This is a genomic window from Collinsella sp. LCP19S3_A7 (assembly GCF_052121995.1).
GTDB lineage: Bacteria > Actinomycetota > Coriobacteriia > Coriobacteriales > Coriobacteriaceae > Collinsella.
Map to the genome: position 1 here is coordinate 1 of NZ_JBQKDE010000004.1, position 24,019 is coordinate 24,019.

Here is a 24,019-nt window from a genome sequence, read left to right on the forward strand (position 1 = left end):
GCAAAGCCAAAGAGAGAAAGAGGCACGCCTTTGCCAAACCTGAAACCTTTCCTTGCCACGTGTGAAAAGAACCGCTGCCTCAATTGAAAGCCCGAGCTTGACACAAACAGCGGGAACTCGTCGATGGAGTGCTTGCGGATGAACTTCCCGATCTTGGTGACACGCGGGTCATTCTTCATCTTGAACATAGCCCCGGCAATTTCGTTCTGCTCCTTGAGCTCGGCGAGGCGCTCGTCGGCGTCCTTATACATGGATCGGAACTTCCACATGCGGAAGGTGGTCAGGCTGCCGTCAGGGCGGGTCTGACCAATGCGGATCTGGCTGTAGAAGGGGCTCCCCTCGCTCTCCATGCGAATGGCCGCCGCCAGCACCAAGCTGGGGATCGCGATGACGACGAGCACGGCACCGCTGAACACGATGTCGAACGCGCGCTTGACGGTGCGGTAGGCTAGGCGCGAGCGATCCCAGTCCATGATGGATTGCATGGCCTTGTAGCGTCCGACGCCCTCGCGCCGGTCCATGGCCTGAGCAATCAACGCCGCCCCCACGGGCGCATTGCTCTCTGTCATTTCCTTAGCAGCCACAGTCAAACGTACGTCCCTGCCCCCAGGGATCCCCAATCGATAAATTCAAAATGCGAACAACTTGCCGGCGCAACGTCTCCCTTTAAGTTTTGCTGGGCACGTCGAGCGGAAGCACTTCCCTAAAGCTGGAATCGCCTTCGCCCACGTCTACCAGGCACCAGCGTTTATGACGGTCGATCTTTTTAACGCGGGCCTCTTGCCCCACCAAGGGACCCTGCTCTATGTGCAACACGCCGTCTTCTATGCGCGCCACGCTGTTGCGCACCACGCCGTCGTCATCCAGCACGCTGCGGTACCAGTCCTGCGCATCATCCGGCATGGGCATGTACGCCCGCTACCTACTGCCGGCGATGCGACAGCCAAAGCTCAACTGGGCCAGGGCCCTATCGAGCGCGGCGGCATCGTGCGTGGCGACGAAGAAATATTCCTTATACATGGGTTTGGTTTGGAGCGACCAGGCGCCGTCCCGCTTAAACCAGAACTCCTTTTGCATCACAAAAGCGTCCTGCATAAGGTTGTGCGGGATAATGCGGCGAACCTTTTCGCAGGTCTCGCGCTCTTTTCCATTGGGGGTGTGGACCAGATACCAGCGGACGCGGCCGTGCTGGCTATTGGTGGTGGCGCCGTTAAATGCGCCCGGCAGCTGCTCTTGGCGCCGTGCCGTCTGCTCCATGTTCTCGCCCCCTCTTTTTGGCTTTGCGATGCACGCAAATGCAGGGACGTTTAGAACAGGCTTCTCGCTCGCAGCTAGGCGCAGTCGCAAAAGTACAGGTTTTTGTATCTTTCGACACAGGTCATTATACGAGTTAATTCAGGCCGTTTTCCCAGATTACGCAAATTGCTGCGCAAGCAGACACATCTCCATACCCCTCTACAAAACCTGTACCTTTTTGTGCAAAAAACCGCTCATCCAGCGGCTTTTTTTGTTTGGGCATTAAAAAAGGCGACCGCCCTTTGTGGACGGTCGCCTTATACGTATTGTTGTTTTGTTCGCCTTAGGCGCGAGTCTTGATCTCCTCGGTCACCTTGGCCACAAACTCATCGACACTCATCTGAACGGTCTCGTTAGAGCGATCGCGGACGGAGATGTTGCCGGCCTCGACCTCCTTCTCGCCCAGGATGAGCATATAGGGCACGCGGTCGATGCTGCGGGCCTCGCGGATCTTGTAGCCGATCTTCTCGTCGCGGTCGTCGCAGACCACGCGAATGCCGGCCTCTTCCAGCTTGGCGCACACCTCGTGGGCATAGTCGCGGCTCTTCTCGGAGACCGGAAGCGCCTTGACCTGCACGGGAGCCAGCCAGGTGGGGAACTTGCCCGCAAAGTGCTCGATCAGAATGCCAATAAAGCGCTCGATGGAGCCAAAGCACACGCGGTGCAGCATAATGGGGCGCTTCTTGGTGCCGTCGGCATCCACGTACTCCAGATCAAAGTTGAGCGGCATCTGGAAGTCGAGCTGCACGGTACCGCACTGCCAGGTACGGCCGAGCGAGTCCTCCAGATGGAAGTCGATCTTGGGGCCGTAGAAGGCGCCGTCGCCCTCGTTGACCTCGTAGTCCATGCCCAGCTGCTCAAGAGCGGTGCGCAGACCCTCTTCGGCTCGTGCCCAGTCCTCGTCAGAACCCATGGAGTCCTCGGGGCGGGTGGAAAGCTCAACGTGATACTTAAAGCCAAACTTCTGGTATACGGAGTCGATAAGGTTGACCACGCCCACAATCTCGTCGGTCAGCTGGTCGGGGCGCACAAACAGGTGGGCGTCGTCCTGGTTAAAGCAGCGCACGCGGAACAGGCCGTGCAGGGCGCCGCGCAGCTCGTGGCGGTGCACCAGGCCAATCTCGCCGGCGCGGATGGGCAGCTCGCGGTAGGAGTGCGGCTTGGAAGCGTACACCAGTACGCCGCCCGGGCAGTTCATGGGCTTAATGCAGTACTCTTCGTCGTCGATGACGGTGGAGTACATGTTGTCCTTGTAGTGGTCCCAGTGGCCCGAGGTCTTCCACAGCTGCTTGTTCATGATGAGCGGCGTGGAGATCTCCACGTAGCCGGCCTTGTGGTGGATCTCGCGCCAGTAGTCCAGCAGCGTGTTCTTAAGGATCATGCCGTTGGGCAGGAAGAACGGGAAGCCGGGGGCCTCATCGCGCATCATAAAGAGGTCCATCTCGCGGCCGATCTTGCGGTGGTCGCGCTTCTTGGCCTCTTCCAGCATGTGCATGTGCTCGTCGAGCTCTTCCTTGGTGGCAAAGGCGACGCCGTTGATACGGGTGAGCATCTTGTTGTCCTTGTCGCCCTTCCAGTAGGCGCCCGAGACGCCGGTGAGCTTAAAGGCCTTGAGGGCCTTGGTGTAGCAGATGTGAGGGCCAACGCACATGTCGATGTAGTCGCCCTGCTGGTAGAAGGTGATGCGGGCGTCGTCGTCCAGGTCGCCGATGTGCTCGACCTTGTACTTCTCGCCGCGCTCCTCCATAAGGGCGATGGCCTCGGCGCGGGGCTTCTCGTACACGGTGACTTTGAGGTTCTCCTTGCAGATCTTCTTCATCTCGGCCTCGATCGCGGGGAAGTCGTCCTCGCTGATCTTGACGCCCTCGGGCAGGTCGACGTCGTAGTAAAAGCCGTTGTCGGTCGCGGGGCCGTAGGCAAAATCGGCCTGGGGGTACAGGCGCTTGATGGCCTGCGCCATGATATGCGCGGCGGAGTGGCGGATGACGTGCGTGACCTCGTCCTGCGGGAGCTCGGCCACCGAACCGTCATTGTAGAGTGCCTTCATGGGTATGTTTTCTCCTCTCGGATGCCTTGTGCAAGTGCTGCTTGGCGCCGTGCGGTGTGCATTGCGCTTGCCGGCGCGTGCGTTTTGACTTGCATCATTATAGGCAGGTTACCTAGGTATACAAGCGCCCGCCGCACCTGAATGGCACGGCGGGCGAATTTCTACGCATGCTTCATCGCGTGGGGCGCGTGCGGAGCGCGCGGCGTTCGCGTGGCGCGCGGCGTGCCCGTGGCTTGCGGCCGGCCCGGCGATGGATGCGCTACTGAATGCGAGTTCGGCAGTAGGGGCAGACCTTCCAGTGTGCGTCGAGCGGGCGATGGCAGCTGGGGCACACGTTGCGAACCTGGGTATCGCACACCGGGCAGACCACAAAGTCCTTCTCGATGGGCGCACCGCACTGCGGGCAGGTGCCGTACTGGGCAAGCTGGCGCTCGCGCAGGGCCATGTCCAGCTCCTGCTCCTCGCGGTCGGCCGCATAGGAGTGCGGGCGCAGGACTAGGTAGGCAATGAGGCCTACAAACGGGATGAGGGCAATAATGCCCCAGGCCACGTAGGCACTGGCGCCGCGGCGGCGGGCGTCAATAAACACATAGACGACCGACAGCACGTACAGGGCGATGATAAAGCCAACAAAGGCATAGATGACGCCCATAAGCTGCGGCGACATGAGCTCGGAGATGTACTTGGACATAAGGTGGGCCTTTCGGGGTAGTTACAACTCGAGTTAGTGTAACACGGGGGTTAACGATTTGGCAGGTCGCAGGCATGGGCGGATAGAAACATCTCAATCTGTAACAGGTGAGAGCGGAATCCGGGTCCAGATGTTACAGAATTAGACAAACCGTTCTCTCCCCGACTACAATCTCGATCTGTAACATCTTGGCTCCAGAATCAGTCCCTACTGTTACAGATTAAGATGAACGGTGAGCCCTCCGTTAAATATCTCAATCTGTAACAACTAGGGGCCAGAACCCCTTCTATCTGTTACAGATCAAGACAAAGGAAAATGTCCAATCTCAATATCTCAATCTGTAACAACAACTCGGCAAAAACAGGTCTAACTGTTACAGATTTAGACATTCGAAACCGACTGATGGGTTCATCTAAATCTGTAACATCTAGACCCCAAAACGGTCCCGAGATGTTACAGATCGAGACAGATGACCTCTCCCTGACTTTAAATCTCAATCTGTAACACATAGGACCGATTTTCTACTCTTACTGTTACAAATCAAGACAAACAGAGGGCCCGCCTGGCAAACGTCTCGATCTGTAACATCCGGAACCCAACTCTTCTGCTTACCGTTACAGAACGAGACAAACCTTTGACAACAGGGGTGCCAGACGAGGTCACCGATTGACCTGAGTCTCCCCTCGCCTGCCGTTGGCGGATGCAGCGGTGCTATTCGCCGCATTGCCGCTGCGCGGGGGATGCGCACACCGTAGGATAGCCTTATTGACAGCCTGTCAACTCGTCTTGGAGGCACTGTGACGGAAACGTTTGATATCGCGATTGTGGGCGCGGGCATCACCGGATGCGCCATCGCGCGGCAGCTCGCACGCTATGACCTGTCCATCTGTGTGGTCGAGGCGGCCAACGACATTGCCCTGGGCGCGTCGAAGGCCAACGGCGGCCTGGTGCACGCCGGCTACGATCCGGCGCCGGGCACGGTTAAGGCCCAGGTCAACGCCCGCGGCTGCGAGCTATATGGCACGTGGGCCCAGGAGCTGGGCTTTTTGTTTTGCCGCACCGGGTCCATGGTGCTGGGCTTTAGCGACCAAGACCACGCGCAGCTGGAGCAGCTGCAAAGCAACGGGCTGGCAAACGGCGTACCCGAGTTGGCGATCATCGGGGCCGAGCGCATCCACGAGCTGGAGCCGCGCGCCAGCGCCCAGGCCACGTGCGCGCTGTGGTGTCCCTCGACCGGCTATGTCGATCCGTTTGAGGTCGCCATCGCCGCGATGGAGAGCGCCGTAGCCAACGGCGTGACGTTTGTGCGCTCCGCACCGGTGGAGACGATCGAGGTAGCTCCCGGCGCTGGCGACAGGAGCGGTGACGGGACCGCTCGTTTTAGGCTGGTGACACCGGCCGGTGATGTGCGCTGCCGCTATTTGATTAACGCGGCGGGCAACGGCGCCGCAGACATCTCGCATATGGCGGGCGCCGAGGAGTTCCAGATGGTCTGGCGCCAGGGCAACATTGTGGTGCTGGACAAGGAGCCGCGCGCACTCATGCCGCTCTACCCCGTTCCCACGCCGGTTTCCAAGGGCGTCATCGTCACGGGCACCGTCCACGGCAACACCGTGATCACCGCGACCGCTGCCGTGCGCGAGCCCGGCGACACGCAGACCTATGCGGGCGACGTAAACGCGCTGTTGGGCGGTGCGCGCAAGCTGGTGCCCGATCTGGACACGCGCCGCGTGGTGCGAGCGTTTGCCGGCGGGCGTCCGGTCATTAAGGGAACAAACGACTTTTTTATTGGACAGTCCGCCGTGGTGCCGGGGCTGTTCCAGGCGGCGGGCATTCAGTCGCCGGGCGTAGCGAGCGCTCCGGCCATTGCCGAGCGCATGGAGCAGGTGCTGCGCGAGGCGGGCGTTGCTTTGCGCGAGCGGGCCGATTGGGATCCGATTCGCCGTGCGCCGGACGACTTTGACCGCGCGCCGCTTGCGCGCAAGGAAGAGCTGATCGAGTCCGACCCCGCGTGGGGGCAGATTGTCTGCCGCTGCGAGACGGTGCCCGAGGCCGAAATCGTGGCCGCGATTCGACGCCGCCCGGGTGCGGTTTCGGTCGAGGGCGTCAAACGCCGCTGCCGTGCCGGCATGGGTCGGTGCCAGAGCGGCTTTTGCCAGAGCCGCGTGGTGCGGATTCTGGCCCGCGAGCTGGGCTGCGACTCCAGCGAGGTACCGTTGGAAGACGATGGCTCCTGGCTGGTAGAGGGACCGTTGAAGGGGGTGCGCTAGGATGGCAACGAGTATCGATATGGGTGCGGTATCGGGCGTCGAGTGCACTTGCGCAGATGCCGACAGGGTATCAATTGCTGCCGGCGCCGTGCAGACGCAGGCGTTCGACGTAGTCGTTATCGGCGGCGGACCTGCCGGAATGGCGGCCTCACTTGCCGCACACAAGGCCGGAGCGCGCGTGGCCATCGTGGAGCGCGAGCAGCACCTGGGCGGCATCCTGCGCCAGTGCATACACCCGGGCTTTGGCCTCTCACACTTTAAGCAGGAACTGACCGGTCCCGAGTACGCACAGCGCTTTATCGACCAGGTGCGCAAAACCGATATCGCACTGTTCCTGGACAGTATGGTGATTGGGATCGACTCAAGCGAGGACATAGTCGCAGGCACGGGCGCAAGTGGCGCGGCGAGCGATGCCTCGGCACACACCGTCACGCTCATGAGCCCCGCCGGCATGTTGCAGCTCACCGGGCGCGCCGTCGTCCTTGCCATGGGGTGTCGCGAGCGCACGCGCAGCGAGATCAAGATTCCCGGCAGCCGCCCCGCCGGCGTGTTTACCGCCGGCCTGGCGCAGCGATACATCAACATCGACAACCTCAAGCCCGGCTCGCGCGCCGTCATTTTAGGCTCGGGCGACATTGGGCTCATCATGGCGCGTCGCTGCACGCTCGAGGGGATTTCGGTCGAGGGCGTGTACGAGCTTATGCCATACGCCAACGGCCTGCGCCGCAATGTAAAGAATTGCCTGGACGATTTTGGCATTCCGCTGCACCTGTCCACCACCGTCACACGCGTGATTGGGCACGACCGCGTGGAGGCCGTCGAGGTGAGCCAGGTCGACGAAAATCTGGCGCCCATTCCGGGGACCGAGCGCATCGTTCCGTGCGACACGCTGCTGCTTTCGGTAGGTTTGATTCCCGAGAACGAGCTTTCGGTAGGCGCGGGTGTTGAGCTTGACCCGCGCACGCGCGGCGCCGTGGTGGACCAGAGCCTGCAGACGGGCGTGCCAGGCATCTTTGCCTGCGGCAACGTGCTGCACGTGCACGACCTGGCCGATAACGTGACGGCCGAGTCCGAGCGTGCCGGCGCAGCCGCGGCGACGTACGCGCTGGGGACCGGCGCGGATGTCGAGACGGGCGCTGGCTGCCAGCTCACGGTCTCCCCTGCCGGCATCGCCGGCTACGCGCTGCCGGGACGCATTACGGCCGTGGCACTCACCAGGCTCAACTTCCGCGTGCGCCGGCCGGTCGATGCCGCCCGCGTGCGCATTCTGGCGGGCGACGAGGAACTGCTTACGGGCAAGGTCCGCGCGTTTAAACCGAGCGTTATGGAAAGCTTCCCGCTGCCGGCAAAGGTGATACAGCGAGCGCTCGACCTGGGTGCCAGCGAGATTATCCTTTCCGTCGAGACCGTCGAGGAGGCATAGCCATGAGCACAAATGCGATCGAGACGCTACAGTTCAACTGCACCACCTGCCCATCCGAGTGCCTCCTTACGGTGGAAGTGGAGCGCGGGGCCGACGACCGCGTGGCGACGGTGCGCGCCGTGACCGGCAACAGCTGCCCGCGCGGCGATAAGTTCGCACATCAGGAGCTCACCTGCCCCATGCGCGTCCTCACTACCACCGTGGCGGTATCAGGCGGCGACGAGGCGCTGCTGCCCGTCCGCACGGCCGAAGCCATCCCGCTCGAACTCCATGCCCAGACCATGGACCTCATCCGCGGCCTAGTGGTCAAAGCACCCATCCGCATGGGCGATGTAGTCCTCCCCAACCTCCTAGACACCGGTACCGACCTCATCGCCAGCATGGACATCGACCCGGCCTAAGCAGCTCGTTTGGGACGGTGCTCTTTTAGCTACCCCGCATCCGCCCCGCCCCTCCTCAATTGCGGTGAAATAATTCCCGATTTCCGCCAAAACCCCGGCATCAAGGAACTATTCCACCGCAACTTGCTTTGGGATCGGTATTTAGCTTGTGCCTACTTTAGTGCCATTTCAAAACTATGCCGGATTACGGGGCTGATTCGGAGACCCCCACCCATACCGGCAATTTTCGATTTTTGATAAGCCTTCTACCTGCGGTTTTAATTTCGCGATTTTTCCCATGGTCAAGTAATACAGGTCCAGCCCCGTAATCCGCCATAGTTTTGAAACCAGCCCATTTGGGACGGGACCATATTGACTACTTTTACCTATCAGCTCGCATGTTTGACGCAGCTAAAATAGCCCCGTCCCAAATTGACTACCCTGGCATTGGGGATACCATGGTGGCAACCTAACGAAAGGACGATGTATGGCACATGTCGATGACCAGCGCGTGGCACGCGTGCTCGATGCGCTCGAGGCTCAGCACCCCGGCGCGCAGCTGCTCGTAAACGACCCGTGGTCGATTTATTACCTGACCGGCTTTTATGCCGATATGTTCGAGCGTTTTTGCGGCGTACTGCTCGCACGCGGTAGCGAGCCCGTGATCTTGGTCAACGCGCTGCATCAGCTGCCCGAGTATGACAATGCCCGCGTCGCGTACCACACCGATACCGACGTCGTGGCCGACGCCATCGCTCGCGAGGTTGATCCGACCAAACCGCTCGGCATCGACACCGTCATGCGCTCCGGCTTCTTGATGCCCCTTATGGAGCGCCATGCCGCGAGCGAATTCTTCCTAGGCGATTTTGCCGTGACCGCCGCGCGAACCTACAAAGACGCCGCCGAGCAGGAGCTTATGCGCGTGTCCTCGGCCGCTAACGACGCCGTGATGGCCGACGCGATCGAGCTCGTCCACGAAGGCGTGACAGAGCGCGAGATCGCCGACCAGATGCTTGGCCTATATCGCAAGCACGATTGCGAGGGCTTTAGCTTTCCGCCCATCGTGAGCTTTGGCGCCAACGCCGGCGACCCGCACCACGAGCCAGACGATACGGTACTCAAGCGTGGCGAAGTGGTGCTGTTCGACATTGGCGGGCGTCGACGCAACTATTGCTCGGACATGACGCGCACGTTCTTTTGGGGCGAGCCGGACGAGGAGACGGCACGCATCTACGACATCGTGCGCCGCGCCAACGAGGCCGCCGAGGCGCTCATCGCCCCGGGCGTGCGCATGTGCGACCTGGACCGTGCCGCGCGCGACGTGATTGAGGACGCGGGTTATGGCAAGTACTTTACGCACCGTCTGGGACACTCGATCGGCCTGCAAGACCACGAGCCGGGTGACGTCTCGCTCGTCAACGAGCAGGTCGTGGAGCCGGGCATGACGTTCTCCATCGAGCCGGGCATCTACCTCCCCGGCCGCACCGGCGTCCGCATCGAGGACCTTGCCCTGGTCACCGAGAGCGGCGTCGAGATTCTCAACGCCTACCCCCACGATCCGGTCCGCCTAGACTAGGCAATGCGGCAAAGGGACAGCCCCTTTGCCGCATCACATGAATGCCGCCACGAAATGGGCCTATCTATTACGTTTAACCCGCATGGGGCGACCATGCGGGTATTTTTTGAAAATTGGCAAGCCCTCTACCTGCGGTTTTGATTTTGCGATTCTCGGCGTGGTTGAGGGTAGCCGGTCAAACGTAGTAGATAGGCCCATTTCGTGGAGAGCAGGCAAACTAGCTACCCTGCGGAAGGGATCTAGCAGAGCAGACCGGCAACTTCGCCGGCCAGGGTGATGGTGCCTGCTGCTACGAAAGGCTCGCCTGCGGCCTCAAAGGCTGCGAGGGCCTCGGACACGCTGGGGTACACGCCTGCGAGCTTATCGGAATCCACCAGGGCAGCAAGCTCCTCCGCCGGCAAGGCGCGATCGGAATCGGTCTGTGTGACGACCACGCGCGGGAAGGCCGGGATCAGCACGTCGACGATACCCGCCACGTCCTTGTCTGCCAGCGCGGCGCACAGCAACGTGGGGCGATTCTCTACGCACGGATCGATCTCGTCCAAGGCGCTCACAAAGTTCTCGCAGCTCTGGGGGTTATGGCAGGCGTCGATCAGCTTGAGCGGGTCGGTTCCCAACACATCAAAACGGCCCGGCGTAGGGCAGCCCATAAGCGAAGCATCAAGCGCCTCGTGGTCGAGCTCGCGACCCAGATACCCCTCGCAGAGCATAATCGCGCACGCGGCATTCTGCGGCTGATACGCCGGCTTAATCATGCTCGACGTATAAATCGCACGCGGCGTGGCACAGCTAAACTCAACCGTATCGCCCACATGCGCCGGCACCTTGGTCGTGGCGTGGCTCACCACCAGCGGCACCACACCACACTCGCGACAACGGTTGTCCATAACGCGCTGAACGCTCGGCTCATGCGTGCCCTCGCCCAGCACAACCAGGCGTCCGGGCTTAATGACGGCGGCCTTCTCCCCCGCAATGGCCTCGAGCGTATCGCCCAGAATACGCGTGTGATCGAGTCCGATGCCCGTGATGGCAACGGCAACGGGATCGGTCGCGCTCGTGGCGTCCCAGCGACCGCCCATGCCGACCTCGAGCACGGCAACATCCACGCGAGCCTCGGCAAACACCACAAGCGCGGCGGCCGTCAGCAGGTCAAACGGCGTGATGGTATAGGCACGCTCCCCCGCCACCACGCGGCGCGCATTCACTCGATGCCCCGCCTCAACAGCAGCAGAAACGCCATGGGCAAACGCCTCATCGCTCACGACGTGCCCATCGATCTCCATGCGCTCGGGATAGCGAACAAGCTGCGGCGACGTATAAAGCGCAGCCTTGAGCCCCTCGCCGCGAAGGATAGCAGCCGAAAAACGCGTCGTCGAAGTCTTGCCATTGGTACCGGCAACCTGAATGCAATCAAAGTACTCGTCCGGCCGCCCCAGCTCATCGAGCATATCGACAACCGTCTCGAGCAGAGGACCAGCATCCCCAGAAATCCGCCCCGTATCGGCAGCAAGCCCCACAGCCTCACCAAACGAAAGCAAATCAAACGAGAAAGGAACGACATACGACCCAGAACGCTTAGCCATAACCCAAAGTCCCCTCAACATAAAAAGAGGCCCGAATCAACAACGAGCCCTTCCCATTCAAAATATCAGCCAAACACCGCTTTGCAGCAGAATCAAGGCCACAGCCAAGTGGCCTAACCCACCAGTTGCAAACAACCACGTAAACGACCTGGGAGCGGTTTGGGGCTTTGCTCGATACAAGTTCCGCACGAGCCGAAGGCCACTTAATGTGGCCTTCGTGCGAGCAGGACTGTCCGCAGTAGCGAGCAATGCCCCAAACCGCGTCCCCCAGTAACGCCTACGAGAAGTCAGCAACCTGAGCAGTCAGCGCCTCCAGGATCTCCTTGAGCTCAGCTGCACGGTCCCTCTTCTTCTGGACCACCGCGGGCGCGGCCTTGGCCACAAAGCCCTCGTTGGCGAGCGTCTTCTCGCAGCCGGCGAGCTCCTTCTGGGCCGCGGCAATCTCCTTCTCCAGACGTGCCTTCTCGGCCGAAAGGTCAACCTTTCCCTCGAGCACCACAAAGACCTCGACGCCGCTGTCGACCACGGCGATGCTCGCAGCCGGCTTCTCAACATCGGTACCCATGACCAGCGAGGCGGTATTGGCCAGCGGCTCGATGGTCGAGCGCAGGCTCTCGAGCTTCTCGATATCCTCGGCACCGGCACGCACGACCACGTCGAGCTCGGCCTTGGGGCTCAAGCGATAACGCGAACGCGTGGCGCGGGCGGCAGAAACGACGGTGCGACACAGCTCAAACGCGCGCTCGGCGTCCTCGTCGACATACTTGACATAGTCGGCAGGCTCGGGCCACTTGGCGATCATGAGCGCCTCGGCGCGGTCCACGTTGCCCTCGGCGTCCAGGTCGAGCACGCTCGCCGGCATGTTGTCCCAGATCTCCTCGGTGACAAACGGCATGAGCGGGTGCATCAGGCGAATAGAGGTATCGAGCACAAAGATCAGGTTTCGCTGCGCCTGCAGACGGCCCTCGCCCTTCAGGCGCGCCTTGGTGACTTCGACGTACCAGTCGCAGACCTCGTTCCAGAAGAACTGCTGAACGCCGCGGGCCATGTCGCCAAAGGTGTAGTTCTCGATGCCCTCTGTGACCATCTTGACGGCCTTGGCCAGACGGCTGAACATCCAGGCGTCGGCCGGCGTCTCTACGACAGGCTCGCCGGGCGTGTAGCCCTCCATGTTCATAAGCAGGAAGCGGCTGGCGTTCCAAATCTTGGTCACAAACGACTTGGCCTGCTCGGTGCGCGGGCTGTCGATAAGCTTCTTGGTCTTCTTATCGATGTTCGCGTCAAACTTAACGTCCTGGTTGTTGGTGCAGAGCGTCAGCAGGTTGAAGCGCATGGCGTCGGCACCGTACATGCCAATGAGGTCCATGGGGTCAACGCCGTTGCCCTTGGACTTGGACATGCGGCTGCCGTCCTTGGCAAGAATCGTCGGGTAGATGACGACATCCTTAAACGGCACCTCGTCCAGGAAGTACAGCGAACTCATGACCATGCGGGCGACCCACAGCGCGATGATGTCGCGCGCGGTGACGAGTGCCGTCGTGGGGTGATGTCCCTCGAGCAGCTCCGGCTTTTGGGGCCAGCCCTGCGTGGCGAAAGTCCACAGCTGCGAGCTGAACCAGGTGTCCAGCACGTTCTCGTCCTGATGCACGTGATGACCGCCGCACTTAGGGCACACGTCGGTGTCCTCGGTAAGGGCATCCTCCCAGCCGCAGTCCTCGCAGTAGAACACGGGAATACGGTGGCCCCACCACAGCTGGCGGCTGATGCACCAGTCCTTGAGGTTCTCCATCCAGGTGGTATAGGTCTGCGTCCAACGCGCGGGGTGGAAGGTCACCTTGCCGGAGTTGACGGCGTCGAGCGCCGGCCCCTTGAGCTTGTCGACGGCCACAAACCATTGCTCGGACAGCCACGGCTCCAGTGCGGCATCGCAACGGTAGCAGTGCATGACGGAGTGATCGTGATCCTCGACGTGATCGAGCAGGTCGTGCTCCTCAAACCACTTGATGACGGCCTCGCGGCACTCCTCGCGGGTCATACCGGTAAACTCGCCGTAGCCATCGACGACCACCGCATGCTCGTCAAAGATGTTGATCTGCGGCAGGTCGTGGGCCTGACCCATGGCGTAGTCGTTGGGGTCGTGGGCCGGGGTGACCTTGACAAAGCCGGAGCCAAAGTTGGCGTCGACATGCCAATCCTCAAAGATGGGGATCTCGCGGTCGACGATGGGGAGCTTGACGGTCTTACCCACAAAGGCGGCCTTCTCGGGGTCCTTCGGGGAGACGGCCACGCCCGTGTCGCCGAGCATGGTCTCGGGGCGCGTAGTGGCGACGACGATGTAGTCCTGGCCGTTGACCGGCTCGGTCAGCGGGTAGCGCAGGTGCCACAGGTGACCCTTCTCGTCCTTGTACTCGGCCTCGTCGTCCGAGATGGCGGTGGTGCAGTTGGGGCACCAGTTGACGATGCGCTTGCCGCGGTAGATCAGGCCGTCGTGGTACCAGTCGCAGAACACCTTGCGCACGGCCTGGGCGTAGTCCTCGTCCATGGTAAAGCGCTCGTTATCAAAGTCGACGGAGCAGCCCATACGCTTGATCTGCTCGACGATGATGCCGCCGTACTCGTGGGTCCAATCCCAGCAGGCGTCGACAAACTTATCGCGGCCGATCTCCAGGCGGCTGATGCCCTCGCTCTTGAGCTTCTTGTCGACCTTGGTCTGCGTGGCGATGCCGGCGTGGTCGGTACCGAGCACCCAGCGGGTGGACCTGCCGCGCATGCGGGCCATGCGGATGATGGCATCCTGGATGGAATCGTCGGTGGCGTGACCCATGTGGAGCTTGCCGGTCACGTTGGGAGGCGGAATGGTGACAGTGCAGTCGCCCACGCCCTCACGGCGCTTGTAGTAGCCGCCGTCGAGCCACTTCTGCAGGATCGCCGGCTCGTTGGTCGACGGATCGTAGTTTTTGGGCATCTCTTCCATATATCTCTCCCGTCCCACCGGGGAGGAATGTAGGCCCGCCAGGGTCTGCATTCCTCCCCTTAGGTATCGATTACTTCAGACTGATACGACTTCGCTGAGGCTTAAACAATCACACAGAATAACACAGGTAGTTGGGGTTATTGCGTATATATAAAATAGCCTCCGACCGCGGGTGGTCGGAGGCTATTCAAATTCACATTTGCGAAACCTACCATTTAGGGACAGGTTTATTTTGGTCGGTTTTATATGGGCAAACGTCATTCTCCCTGATAAAACCTGCCAAAATAAACCTGTCCCTTTTTGGCAGGTTTACCCGTAGATGCGCTGGGGCTGTTCGGTGCCCTTTACGGAGGCTTCGGTCACGATGACCTTGGCGACTCCTTCCTCGCTCGGCAGGTCGAACATCGTCTGCTGCAGCACGTCCTCGCAGATGGAGCGCAGGCCGCGGGCGCCGGTCTTGCGGGCAAGCGCCATGCGGGCAATCTCGTGCAGGGCGGCGTCCTCAAACTCAAGCTCAACGTCCTCGAGCTGGAACATCTTGCGGTACTGACGCACAACGGCGTTCTTTGGCTCGGTCAGGATCGATACCAGGTCGTCCTCGTCGAGCGCCTGTGTCTGGGTGACGACGGGCGTACGTCCCACAAACTCGGGGATCATACCAAAGGCGTTGAGGTCCTGCGGGAGCACCTGACGCAGCAGGTCGTTCTCGTCGACCGAGGTGGGGCCGGCGATCTCGGAGTTAAAGCCCACGCCCTTGTTGCCCACGCGATCGGCGATAATCTTGTCCAGACCCACAAAGGCACCGCCGCAGATAAACAAGATATTGGTCGTGTCGATCTGCAGCAGCTCCTGCTGGGGGTGCTTGCGGCCGCCGGTGGGCGGAACGCTTGCCACCGTGCCCTCAAGGATCTTAAGCAGCGCCTGCTGAACGCCCTCGCCCGAAACGTCGCGGGTGATGGAGAGGTTCTCGGCCTTGCGGGCGATCTTGTCGATCTCGTCCACGTAGATGATGCCGACCTGCGCACGCTCGATATCGCCATCGGCAGCATTGATGAGCTTGAGCAGGATGTTCTCCACGTCCTCGCCCACGTAACCGGCCTCGGTGAGTGCGGTGGCATCGGCGATGGCAAACGGCACCTCGAGGATGTGCGCGAGCGTCTGGGCGAGCAAGGTCTTACCGGTACCGGTGGGACCGAGCAGCAAGATGTTAGACTTGGCGAGCTCCACCTCGTCCATATCGTCGTCGAGCCGCGAACCCGCACCCGAGGCCTCGTCAAAGGCCGAAAGCGCGGCGCCGCCCTCGATCACGCGACGGTAGTGGTTGTACACGGCAACCGACATGGCGCGCTTGGCGTCTTCCTGACCCATGACATAGGCCGAAAGCTCGTCATAGATCTCGTGCGGGGTCGGCACGTGCGTGATGACCTGACGTACGTCGTCCTCGAGCTCAAAGCCCTCGGGCTCGGGATCCATGGCAGGCTGCCCGGCAGCCTGACCGTGGTCGTTGAGGAAGCCCGGCAGCTTGCCGTTGCAGGCGGCATCCATAAAGTCCGAAGCCAGCGACTCCTCCAAGATCTCGGAGCAGGCGGCAACGCACTCGTCGCAGATAAAGATGTTGGTAGGGCCCTTTACAAGGCGGCGCACCTGACCCTGCTCTTTTCCGCAGAAGGAGCAGCGGATGGGGTTGCCGTTCTCGTCAAAGTTGTCCTGCATGTTACCGGCCATCCTAGGCGTCCTTCGCGGCAAGATCGCGCGAGGTGACGATACGGTCGATCAGGCCGTAGTCAAGCGCCTCGGCAGCGGTCAGGTAGTTGTCGCGCTCGGTATCGGCCTGGACCTTCTCGATCGGCTGGCCCGAGGCGTCGGACAAGATCTGGTTGAGCTCGCGACGGGTCTTCTTGATCTCCTCGGCCACGATCTCGATCTCGGTCTGCTGACCCTGGGCACCGCCACTGGGCTGGTGAATCATGACCTTGGAGTGCGGCAGGCAGAAGCGCTTGCCCTTGGCGCCGGCCGAAAGCAGCACGGCGGCCATAGACGCGGCCATACCGACGCAAATGGTAGAGACCTGCGGCTTGATAAAGTTCATAGTGTCCAGAATCGCCAGGCCGGAGTAGACCTCGCCACCGGGCGAATTGATGTAGAGCGAGATATCCTTCTCGGCATCCTGGCTCTCAAGATGCAGCAGCTGGGCAACGACCAGGTTGGCACTGACGGAGTTGATCTCCTCGCCCAAGAAGATGATGCGGTCGTTGAGCAGGCGCGAATAGATATCGTAGCTGCGCTCGCCGCGCGGCGTCTGCTCGATAACGTATGGCACGAGGGCGGAATCGAACTTAGCGATCATACGCATCTCCATTTCTCTCTTGCGGACCAAATTGGTTCTAGATAAACGTACGGTGCCCGCATGCTATGCATTGGCTGGCACCGTACGAAGCAACCGAATAACCGGTTTATAACTTTACCCCATCACGGGCGCCTGCATGCGCTCGCGGGAAAGGTGGCGAGAATTACTCGGCGTCCTTGGCGGTCTCGTCGACCTCGGTCACCTTGGCGTTCTCGACCAGGTGATCGACGGCCTTGGAGCGACGGATGGACTCGCGGACGGCAGGCATGCGTCCATCGGCGATGAACTCGGCCTTGGAAGCCTCGACGTCCTTGACGCCGGCCTTCTCGAACTCGGCGTTGACGTCGTCCTCGGTGACCTCGATCTTGAGCTCACGGGCGAGGGCGTCGAGCGCCAGGGACTCGCGGGCAACGTCGTTGGCCTGCTTGTGCAGGTCGCCGATGAACTGCTCCATGGTCAGGCCGGAAGCGGGCAGCCAGGTGTCCAGCGTCATGCCACGGGCAGCGAGGTTGGACAGGAAGTTCTGGCCAAGCTCCTCAAAGACAGACTGCTCATAGTCGGCGTCCATCTCCTCGAGCTGCAGGCGCTCGGCGAGAGCGGCGACGCAACGGTTCTCCTTCTCGGCAGGAAGGCGGGAAGCCTTGTCCTGCTCGATCTCGAGCTTGATGGCGTCGCGCATAGCGTCGATGCTGTCGAAGCCAAAATCGGACTTGACGAGCTCGTCGGTGAGCTCGGGGGTGTTGCGGACCTTGATGCCCTTGACGGTGACCTCGACGGTGTGGGTCTCGGCCTCCTCGCCCTCCTCGACCTCGTCGGTCCAGGTGACGGTCTTGACGTCGTCGACGTTAGCACCGATCAGAGCCTCGTTGAACTCCTTGGGGTTGCTGTCGCTACCGGCGATGAGCATGCGACCCTCGGCAGCGAAGTTGTCGGCGTTCTCGACGGCCTTGAGGCCGACGGTAACGTAGTCCTCGGCCTCGACGGCACGATCCTCGACGTCCTCGAAGGTGGCACGGTAGTTGAGGAGCATCTCGACCTGGTTGTTGATCTCGGACTCGGTGACCTCCGCGGGAGGCATCTCGATCTCGACGGCGTCGTAGGAGGAGAGCTCGGCGGCAGGACGCAGAGAGAACTCGACGGTGTAGGTGTAGTCCTCGTGATCCTTGGCGAGGTCGAGCTCCTTGTAGTCACCGTTCTTGGTGGGGACGATGTCCAGCTCGTTGAGGACGGCGGGCTCGTTGGCGGCAATCAGATCGTTGGTGGCCTGGGCGAGGGTGGCCTCGGCGCCAAGAGCAGCGTCGATGACCGGACGGGGAGCCTTGCCGGCACGGAAGCCCGGGAAGCGGTATTTCTTGGCGGTGTCCTTGTAGGCCTTCTTGATCGCGGCGTCGACGTCGGCGGCCGGGATGGTGACCGTAGCGGTGAGCTTGGCGTCCTTGACGTCAGAAGCGGTGATGTTCAACACGTTCCTCCTCATACTGCCCAGCTTATCTGAGGTGCTGGTACCTTTATGCAACAAAGTGTCGCGACGGCCGAGGCCGACGCAGGTGCGTTGGTGCGGGCGAAAGGACTCGAACCTTCACGGGAATCCCACCAGAACCTAAATCTGGCGCGTCTACCAATTCCGCCACGCCCGCATGAGCGCACAGACAAGGAATGATAGCAGATACGAACGGCAAGCGCACGCACACCTTTTTAGACCCACGACCTCACCACGAGTTACAGCGGAACAGGGTAGCTAATTTGGGACGGGGCTTTCTTAGCTACCCCCCTTGTGGGGGTAACTAAAAAAGCCCCGTCCCAAATTAGCTACCCCCATCGGCTATCTCCCGCAGCCCACAATTCGGTTGAAAAGTGGGCTGCAGTTTCCTCGGGCTTGCCAAAGAGCGGCGGCTGCCGCGCCTCGCCTACTCCCCCAGCAGGGCCTTCTCGGGCGTGATCGGCAGCGAGCGAACCTGGTGGCCGGTGGCGTGCGCCACGGCCGAGGCAACGGCGGCGAGCGGTGTGTTGATGACGACCTCGCCGATCGACTTGGCGCCAAACGGGCCCGTCGGCTCGTAGCTCGGCTCAAAGGCCACGCGAATGCTGCCGATATCCAGGCGCGTGGGCAGCTTGTAGCTCATAAAGTTACCGGTGCGCAGGCGGCCGCGGTCGTCGTGCTCGACAATCTCGTAGAGTGCGTGACCGATGCCCTGGGCAATGCCGCCCTCGGCCTGGACGCGCGCGAGTGCCTCGTTGATCACGGTGCCGCAGTCCACAGCCGCCGCATAGTCCACCACAGTCACCTTGCCGGTGGCCTTGTCGACCTCGACCTCGGCAATGCCGGCCATAAACGGCGGAGGCGAAACGGGCAGGCAGGCAGAAGCATGCGAGGTGAGCGCGTCGCCGCCCGCGATGTTCTTTACGCACAGGTTGGCAAAGTCGCGCAGCGTGAGGTAGCGGCCGCACTCGCGAGCGGCGCGCTCGTCAGACAGACGCACGTACTGGCCGTCGAAGACCACGTCGGCGGCGTCCACGTCCCACATCTGGGCGGCCTTGGCGCAGATCTTCTCGCGCAGCTCGGTCGCGGCATTCTTGGCTGCCAGGCCCGTCACGTACGTGCCCGAGCTCGCGTACGAGCCGGCATCGAACGGCGAGACGTCGGTGTCCACGCCGCGCACCACGATAAGCGAGCTCTCCACGCCCAGCTCCTCGGCGGCAATCTGCGCCAGGATCGTGTCGACGCCCATGCCGTTATCGGTGGCTCCGGTGCCGATGGTAATGAAGCCGTCCTCTTCCAGGCGCATGTCGATGCCGGCGATATCCACATTGGAAATGCCCGAGCCCTGCATGGTGAGCGCGCAGCCCAGAGCACGCACGCGGTCGCCCAGGTCCACGGCCAGCGGCTTGTCGCGCCAGCCGATCATGTCCATCGCACGCAGCAGGCAGCGGTCGAGCGCGCAGGCGTTGAGCTTTTCATTGTAGTACTGCGGCATAATCTCGCCCTCGCGCACGATGTTCTTAAGACGCAGGTCGGCGGGATCCATGTGCAGCATGTCGGCGAGCTCGTTGACGGCGCTCTCCACGGCAAACTGGCCCTGGGTGGCGCCGTAGCCGCGATACGCACCGCCGCGGTTGGTGTTGGTGTAGACGGCGTCCCACCTAAAGCGGCTCGCCTTCACGTGGTTGTAGATGGGCAGGCTCTTGTGGCCCGAGAGGCCGATCGTCGTGGTGGCATGTTCGCCATACGCGCCGGCGTTGGACAACGTGTGCAGGTCGATGGCCGTGATGGTGCCGTCTTTCATGGCGCCCAGCTTGACGGTCATCTGCATCTGGTGACGCGAGTTGCCCGCAGTGATGGTCTCCTCGCGGGTGTAGCAGCAATAGCTCGGACGGCCAGTCTGCTGCGTCACGAACGCCACGAAGATCTCGCAGCAGCCCGTCTGCTTGGAGCCAAAGCCGCCGCCGATGCGCGGCTTAATAACCTGCACCTGCGACTGCGGAATGTCGAGCGACTGCGCGACCATGCGGCGCACATGAAAGGGCACCTGCGTGGAGGTGGTCACCGAGATGCGGCCGAACGCGTCGGTCGTCGCGAAGGCACGGAAGGTCTCCATGGGCGCGGTCTGCGTGGCCTGGCTGGTGTAAGTGCGCTCAAAGACGATGTCGCTCTGGGCGAAGGCCTCGTCCAGGTCGCCAAAATCGCTGGTACCGCTGCACACCAGGTTGCGAGCAACGTCGCCGCCCTGCGGGAACATAAAGGTCACGTCGCCCTCGGGGTGGACCACGATGTCGTTATCGAGCGCCTGGGTAAAGTCGAGCAGGGGCTCGAGCACCTCGTAGTCGACCTTGATGAGCTTGAGTGCCTTGTCGGCGGCCTCCTCGGTCTCGGCGGCGACGATCGCCACCTCCTCGTTTTGGTAGCGCACCAGGTTCTCGAGGATCAGGCGGTCGTAGGGGCTCGGCTGCGGATAGCTCTGGCCGGCGATGGTAAAGCGGCGCTTGGGCACGTCCTCGTAGGTGTAGACGCCCACCACGCCGGGCACCTTCAGGGCGCGCGACGTATCGATGGAGCGGATCTTGGCACGGGCATACGGGCTGCGCTTGAGCTTGACGATAAGGGCGCCGGCGGGCACCAGGTCTCCTGTGTAGACGGGACGCCCCTCGAGCAGGGCCTTCGAGTCCTTCTTGGGCTGCTTATGGGTGATCTGCTTGTACGAGACACCATCGCAGCTGGTGTCGTTGACCGGAAGCTCGGGCATCTCAAAGCCCACCTGCACGCCGGACTCGTTAAGGAAGCGGACGATGGCGCGCAGCTGGCTCTCGTAGCCGCTGCAACGGCAGAGGTTGCCGGCGAGCTGGCGCGAGAGCTCCTCGCGCGTGGCGACGAGGCTCGGGTCCTCCTTGGCGGCGCGGGCAAGCGCCAGCACGTTCATGATGAGGCCGGGGGCGCAAAAACCGCACTGCTCGGCGCCTTCGGCAGCCATTGCGTGGGCGAGCGCCTCGGACTCGGCCTTGAGGCCCTCGAGCGTGGTGACGGAGCGGCCCTCGACGCGCGCAGCGGGAACCGAGCAGCTCAGCACCGGGTCGCCGTCGAGCCACACCGTGCACAGACCGCAGTTGGTGGTTTCGCAGGCACAGCGCACCGAGGCGCAACCCTGCTCGCGCAGCAGCGCAAAGAGCATGGTGTCGGGGGCAATCTGAACCTTGACCTTGCGGCCGTTGAGCGTAAAGGAAAGATCGATGAGTTTGGCAGCCATTAGCGCACCTCGCTAGAATCGACGCCGGGCACGCGGCGGCAGGAATACTCGTCCGTGGCAAACTTAGGCACTTGCACGCCCTCGAGCTCGCGGGCAAGCGAGGCCGAAAGCTCGATGCCGGCGGCGCGACGCACGGCCTGAATCGCCAGCGGCGCCGAGATGCAACGGCGATAGTCGGCCGAGCCCCACAGGTTGGTGCCGTAGCTCAGCGCGCGTACGGACGCGGCCAGGGCGCGCAGCTCGTCCTCGGAAGGCTGCTCGCTCACCAGGCCACATGCCTCGCCCTGCAGCAGGGTCGCGCGCAGCGGGCGGGCACCCACGGTGACATGCCAGCTGTTGTCCCACCAGGCGGCGGTGACGTTTAAGGAGGGGAAGTCGGTCGCGGCCTTGCGCACGGCCTCGTAGCTTGCACGGTAATCGTGCTTAACGACCACGACGCGCTCAATCACGTCGCGCACGTAACCCATATCCACGAACTCGGCGAGCGGCACGCGACCGGCCCCCGTCAGCTCAACGTATGAATCGAGCGCCAAAAAGGCCGAGAGCACGTCCGAGAAACCAAAGCGACCGTAGATGCTGCCGCCCACCGTGGCGGTGTTGCGCAGCTGCACGCCCACGATATCGTGGACGGCGAACTCAAAGACATGGTTGACAAGCGCGTTGAGCTCGGCATGGCGCTCGAGCTGGCGCAGGGTGCACATGGCACCGATGCGAAACTCGGTCTCGGTCTCCTCGATCTGGTCGAGTCCGCAGGCCGAAAGGTCAATCGCCGTCGCCACGCGACGCGAACCCAGGCGCATCCAGATGCCGCCGCCCACAATCTTGTTGTTGCGGTTCTTCTGTAAGAGCTCATAGGCTTCGGCCGCGTTTCCAACGCGAACGTAGGTACCGAACTTGAGCACGTTCTCCCCCATCTCCTCACTTATCCAGTACCTCTAAGTGTACCAAACGAGGGCGCACAGCCCTCGCCACCATAGAAAAAGGCTCCCAGCCTGATGGCTGGGAGCCTCATCACATGCTATGTCGAGCGAAGATTTAGCAGACGCCCTGGGCGAGCATGGCGTCGGCGACCTTCAGGAAGCCGGCGATGTTAGCGCCCATGACAAAGTTGCCCTCCTGGCCGTACTCCTTGGCGGTGTCGTCCACGTTGTGGAACATGCCGCGCATGAGCTGCTCGAGCTTGCCGTCGACCTCCTCGAAGGTCCAGGACAGGTGCTCGGCGTTCTGGCTCATCTCCAGGCCGGACACGAGCACGCCGCCGGCGTTGGCAGCCTTACCGGGCATAAAGGCGACGCCGTTCTCCTGGAAGTAAGTCGTGGCCTCGATGGTCGTGGGCATGTTCGCGCCCTCGCCGACCACCTTGCAGCCGTTGGCGACGAGCGCCTGGGCGTCCTCGAGCAGCAGCGTGTTCTCGCGAGCGCAGGGCAGCGCGATGTCGCAGGGCAGCTGCCACACGCCGCGGCCGTCGCCCTCGTGCCACACGGCGTTGGGCTTCTCGTCAACATACATGGCGAGCGTGACGCCCTTGTCGTGGCCGGAGCGCTTCTTGTTGTAGACGTGCTCGAGCACGGTGTAGTCGATGCCGTCGGGATCCTCGACCCAGCCGTGGGTATCGGAGCAGGCGAGCACCTTGCCGCCGAGCTGGGCGACCTTTTGGACCGCGTAGATAGCGACGTTACCGGAGCCGTGAACGACAACGTTCTTGCCCTCGAAGGAGTCGCCGCGGCTCTTGAGGTACTCGTCCACAAAGTAGACCAGACCGTAACCGGTGGCCTCGGTACGGGCGAGCGAGCCGCCAAAGGAGAGGCCCTTGCCGGTAAGGACGCCGGTCCACTCGTTGGTCAGGCGCTTGTACTGACCGAACATGTAGGCAACCTCGCGGCCGCCAACGCCCAGGTCGCCGGCGGGAACGTCGGTGTTGGGGCCAATGTGGCGATAGAGCTCGGTCATGAAGGACTGGCAGAAGTGCATGATCTCGTTGTTGGACTTGCCCTTGGGATCAAAGTCGGAGCCGCCCTTGCCGCCGCCCATGGGAAGGGTGGTCAGGCTGTTCTTGAGGATCTGCTCCAGACCCAGGAACTTGAGCATACCCAGGGTGACCGTCGGGTTAAAGCGCAGGCCGCCCTTGTAGGGTCCAATGGCAGAGTTGAACTCGACGCGGTAACCGCGGTTGACCTGAACCTTGCCCTGATCGTCGACCCAGGGAACACGGAACATGACGATGCGCTCGGGCTCGACGAGGCGCTCCAGCAGGGCGGCCTCCTCGTACTCGGGGTGGGCGTCGAGCGCCGGCTGGATGGTGCCGAGGATCTCGGTCGCGGCCTGGATGAACTCAGGCTGCTCGGGATAGCGGGCCTTGAGCTCTTCGAGAACTTTCTGCGTGTAGCTCATGCTTCCTCCAATGATGGGAAACGAAAATGTCGGTCACGGCACCCCATGCGCCGCGAACTTTATCGTGTATGGATAATATCGCACTGTTGCAGCAAAGTTTCGCATAAGCCGACGAGCAGATGTTTCATTTTGATTACGATGCAGGTAGAAGCGTTTTTGAGCACCCGACGTACAAATCGCGTGTTTCGAAGCTGTTTCGTCCACACGTTCCAAACCACCACATTGGGGACACATGATGCGCCCGGGCACACCGGCGGCAAGACAGACGACACGGCGGACCCGCACAAAAACAAAACAGCGCC

17 protein-coding genes, 1 tRNA gene and 1 pseudogene are annotated in these 24,019 nt (G+C 61.9%); 4 read left to right on the forward strand and 15 right to left on the reverse strand.

The window, feature by feature from the left end; genetic code table 11:
* The 5 genes from ACTQV3_RS02855 to ACTQV3_RS02875 form a co-directional block, all read right to left on the reverse strand.
* On the reverse strand, positions 1 to 569 hold a 569-nt coding region (locus ACTQV3_RS02855), incomplete at its 3' end, for a sugar transferase (RefSeq protein WP_441535909.1).
* 97 nt (positions 570 to 666) lie between these two features.
* Positions 667 to 909 (reverse strand): hypothetical protein, encoded by a 243-nt coding sequence (locus ACTQV3_RS02860; RefSeq protein ID WP_441068048.1) that lies wholly within the window; start codon positions 907 to 909, stop codon positions 667 to 669.
* Positions 910 to 918: 9 nt separating this feature from the next.
* On the reverse strand, positions 919 to 1,257 hold the full coding sequence (locus tag ACTQV3_RS02865; protein ID WP_441068050.1) for a hypothetical protein: 339 nt from the start codon (positions 1,255 to 1,257) through the stop codon (positions 919 to 921).
* A gap of 322 nt (positions 1,258 to 1,579) precedes the next feature.
* Positions 1,580 to 3,343 carry a threonine--tRNA ligase gene (gene thrS / locus ACTQV3_RS02870; protein WP_441068052.1) on the reverse strand — a complete coding sequence of 588 codons (1,764 nt, stop codon included), beginning with the start codon at positions 3,341 to 3,343 and terminating at the stop codon, positions 1,580 to 1,582.
* A gap of 259 nt (positions 3,344 to 3,602) precedes the next feature.
* Positions 3,603 to 4,034, reverse strand: a complete 432-nt coding sequence (locus ACTQV3_RS02875; RefSeq protein ID WP_006234085.1) for a double zinc ribbon domain-containing protein — start codon at positions 4,032 to 4,034, stop codon at positions 3,603 to 3,605.
* A 797-nt stretch (positions 4,035 to 4,831) separates the two neighbouring features.
* Between ACTQV3_RS02875 and ACTQV3_RS02880 the strand changes: the two genes are divergently transcribed.
* The 4 genes from ACTQV3_RS02880 to ACTQV3_RS02895 all read left to right on the forward strand — a co-directional run bounded on the left by ACTQV3_RS02880 (position 4,832) and on the right by ACTQV3_RS02895 (position 9,683).
* Positions 4,832 to 6,304, forward strand: a complete 1,473-nt coding sequence (locus ACTQV3_RS02880; protein WP_441535907.1) for an NAD(P)/FAD-dependent oxidoreductase — start codon at positions 4,832 to 4,834, stop codon at positions 6,302 to 6,304.
* Between the two features lies 1 nt (position 6,305).
* Positions 6,306 to 7,727, forward strand: a complete 1,422-nt coding sequence (locus ACTQV3_RS02885) for an NAD(P)/FAD-dependent oxidoreductase (RefSeq protein WP_441068056.1) — start codon at positions 6,306 to 6,308, stop codon at positions 7,725 to 7,727.
* 2 nt (positions 7,728 to 7,729) lie between these two features.
* Complete coding sequence (locus ACTQV3_RS02890; protein WP_427728710.1) at positions 7,730 to 8,128, forward strand: DUF1667 domain-containing protein; 399 nt, start codon at positions 7,730 to 7,732, stop codon at positions 8,126 to 8,128.
* A gap of 466 nt (positions 8,129 to 8,594) precedes the next feature.
* Entirely contained in the window at positions 8,595 to 9,683 is a 1,089-nt protein-coding gene (locus tag ACTQV3_RS02895) for a M24 family metallopeptidase (protein WP_441068058.1), read from the forward strand.
* 239 nt (positions 9,684 to 9,922) lie between these two features.
* Here the strand turns inward: ACTQV3_RS02895 and ACTQV3_RS02900 are convergent, their stop codons facing one another.
* The 10 genes and pseudogenes from ACTQV3_RS02900 to gdhA all read right to left on the reverse strand — a co-directional run bounded on the left by ACTQV3_RS02900 (position 9,923) and on the right by gdhA (position 23,717).
* A complete protein-coding gene (locus ACTQV3_RS02900) occupies positions 9,923 to 11,266 on the reverse strand; it encodes a bifunctional folylpolyglutamate synthase/dihydrofolate synthase (protein WP_441068060.1) in 1,344 nt (447 codons plus the stop codon).
* 277 nt (positions 11,267 to 11,543) lie between these two features.
* A complete protein-coding gene (locus ACTQV3_RS02905) occupies positions 11,544 to 14,240 on the reverse strand; it encodes a valine--tRNA ligase (RefSeq protein ID WP_441535906.1) in 2,697 nt (898 codons plus the stop codon).
* A gap of 309 nt (positions 14,241 to 14,549) precedes the next feature.
* Positions 14,550 to 15,965: an ATP-dependent Clp protease ATP-binding subunit ClpX gene (gene clpX / locus ACTQV3_RS02910; RefSeq protein ID WP_441535905.1), complete on the reverse strand. Its 1,416-nt coding sequence runs from the start codon at positions 15,963 to 15,965 to the stop codon at positions 14,550 to 14,552.
* 1 nt (position 15,966) lies between these two features.
* Positions 15,967 to 16,587: an ATP-dependent Clp protease proteolytic subunit gene (locus tag ACTQV3_RS02915; protein ID WP_022095182.1), complete on the reverse strand. Its 621-nt coding sequence runs from the start codon at positions 16,585 to 16,587 to the stop codon at positions 15,967 to 15,969.
* A gap of 163 nt (positions 16,588 to 16,750) precedes the next feature.
* The gene (tig, locus tag ACTQV3_RS02920; protein WP_441535904.1) at positions 16,751 to 18,052 is read right to left on the reverse strand and encodes a trigger factor; all 1,302 of its coding nucleotides are present in this window, start codon (positions 18,050 to 18,052) and stop codon (positions 16,751 to 16,753) included.
* 88 nt (positions 18,053 to 18,140) lie between these two features.
* Positions 18,141 to 18,224, reverse strand: a tRNA-Leu gene (locus ACTQV3_RS02925).
* 270 nt (positions 18,225 to 18,494) lie between these two features.
* The gene (locus ACTQV3_RS02930) at positions 18,495 to 20,702 is read right to left on the reverse strand and encodes a xanthine dehydrogenase family protein molybdopterin-binding subunit (protein ID WP_441535911.1); all 2,208 of its coding nucleotides are present in this window, start codon (positions 20,700 to 20,702) and stop codon (positions 18,495 to 18,497) included.
* Positions 20,703 to 20,882: 180 nt separating this feature from the next.
* Positions 20,883 to 21,326, reverse strand: a pseudogene (locus ACTQV3_RS02935) ((2Fe-2S)-binding protein); the annotation flags it as partial.
* Complete coding sequence (locus tag ACTQV3_RS02940; RefSeq protein WP_441535903.1) at positions 21,326 to 22,240, reverse strand: FAD binding domain-containing protein; 915 nt, start codon at positions 22,238 to 22,240, stop codon at positions 21,326 to 21,328. The pseudogene ACTQV3_RS02935 and the gene ACTQV3_RS02940, both read right to left, overlap by 1 nt.
* A 121-nt stretch (positions 22,241 to 22,361) precedes the next feature.
* Positions 22,362 to 23,717 carry an NADP-specific glutamate dehydrogenase gene (gene gdhA / locus ACTQV3_RS02945; protein ID WP_154515369.1) on the reverse strand — a complete coding sequence of 452 codons (1,356 nt, stop codon included), beginning with the start codon at positions 23,715 to 23,717 and terminating at the stop codon, positions 22,362 to 22,364.
* Positions 23,718 to 24,019: the final 302 nt, after the last annotated feature.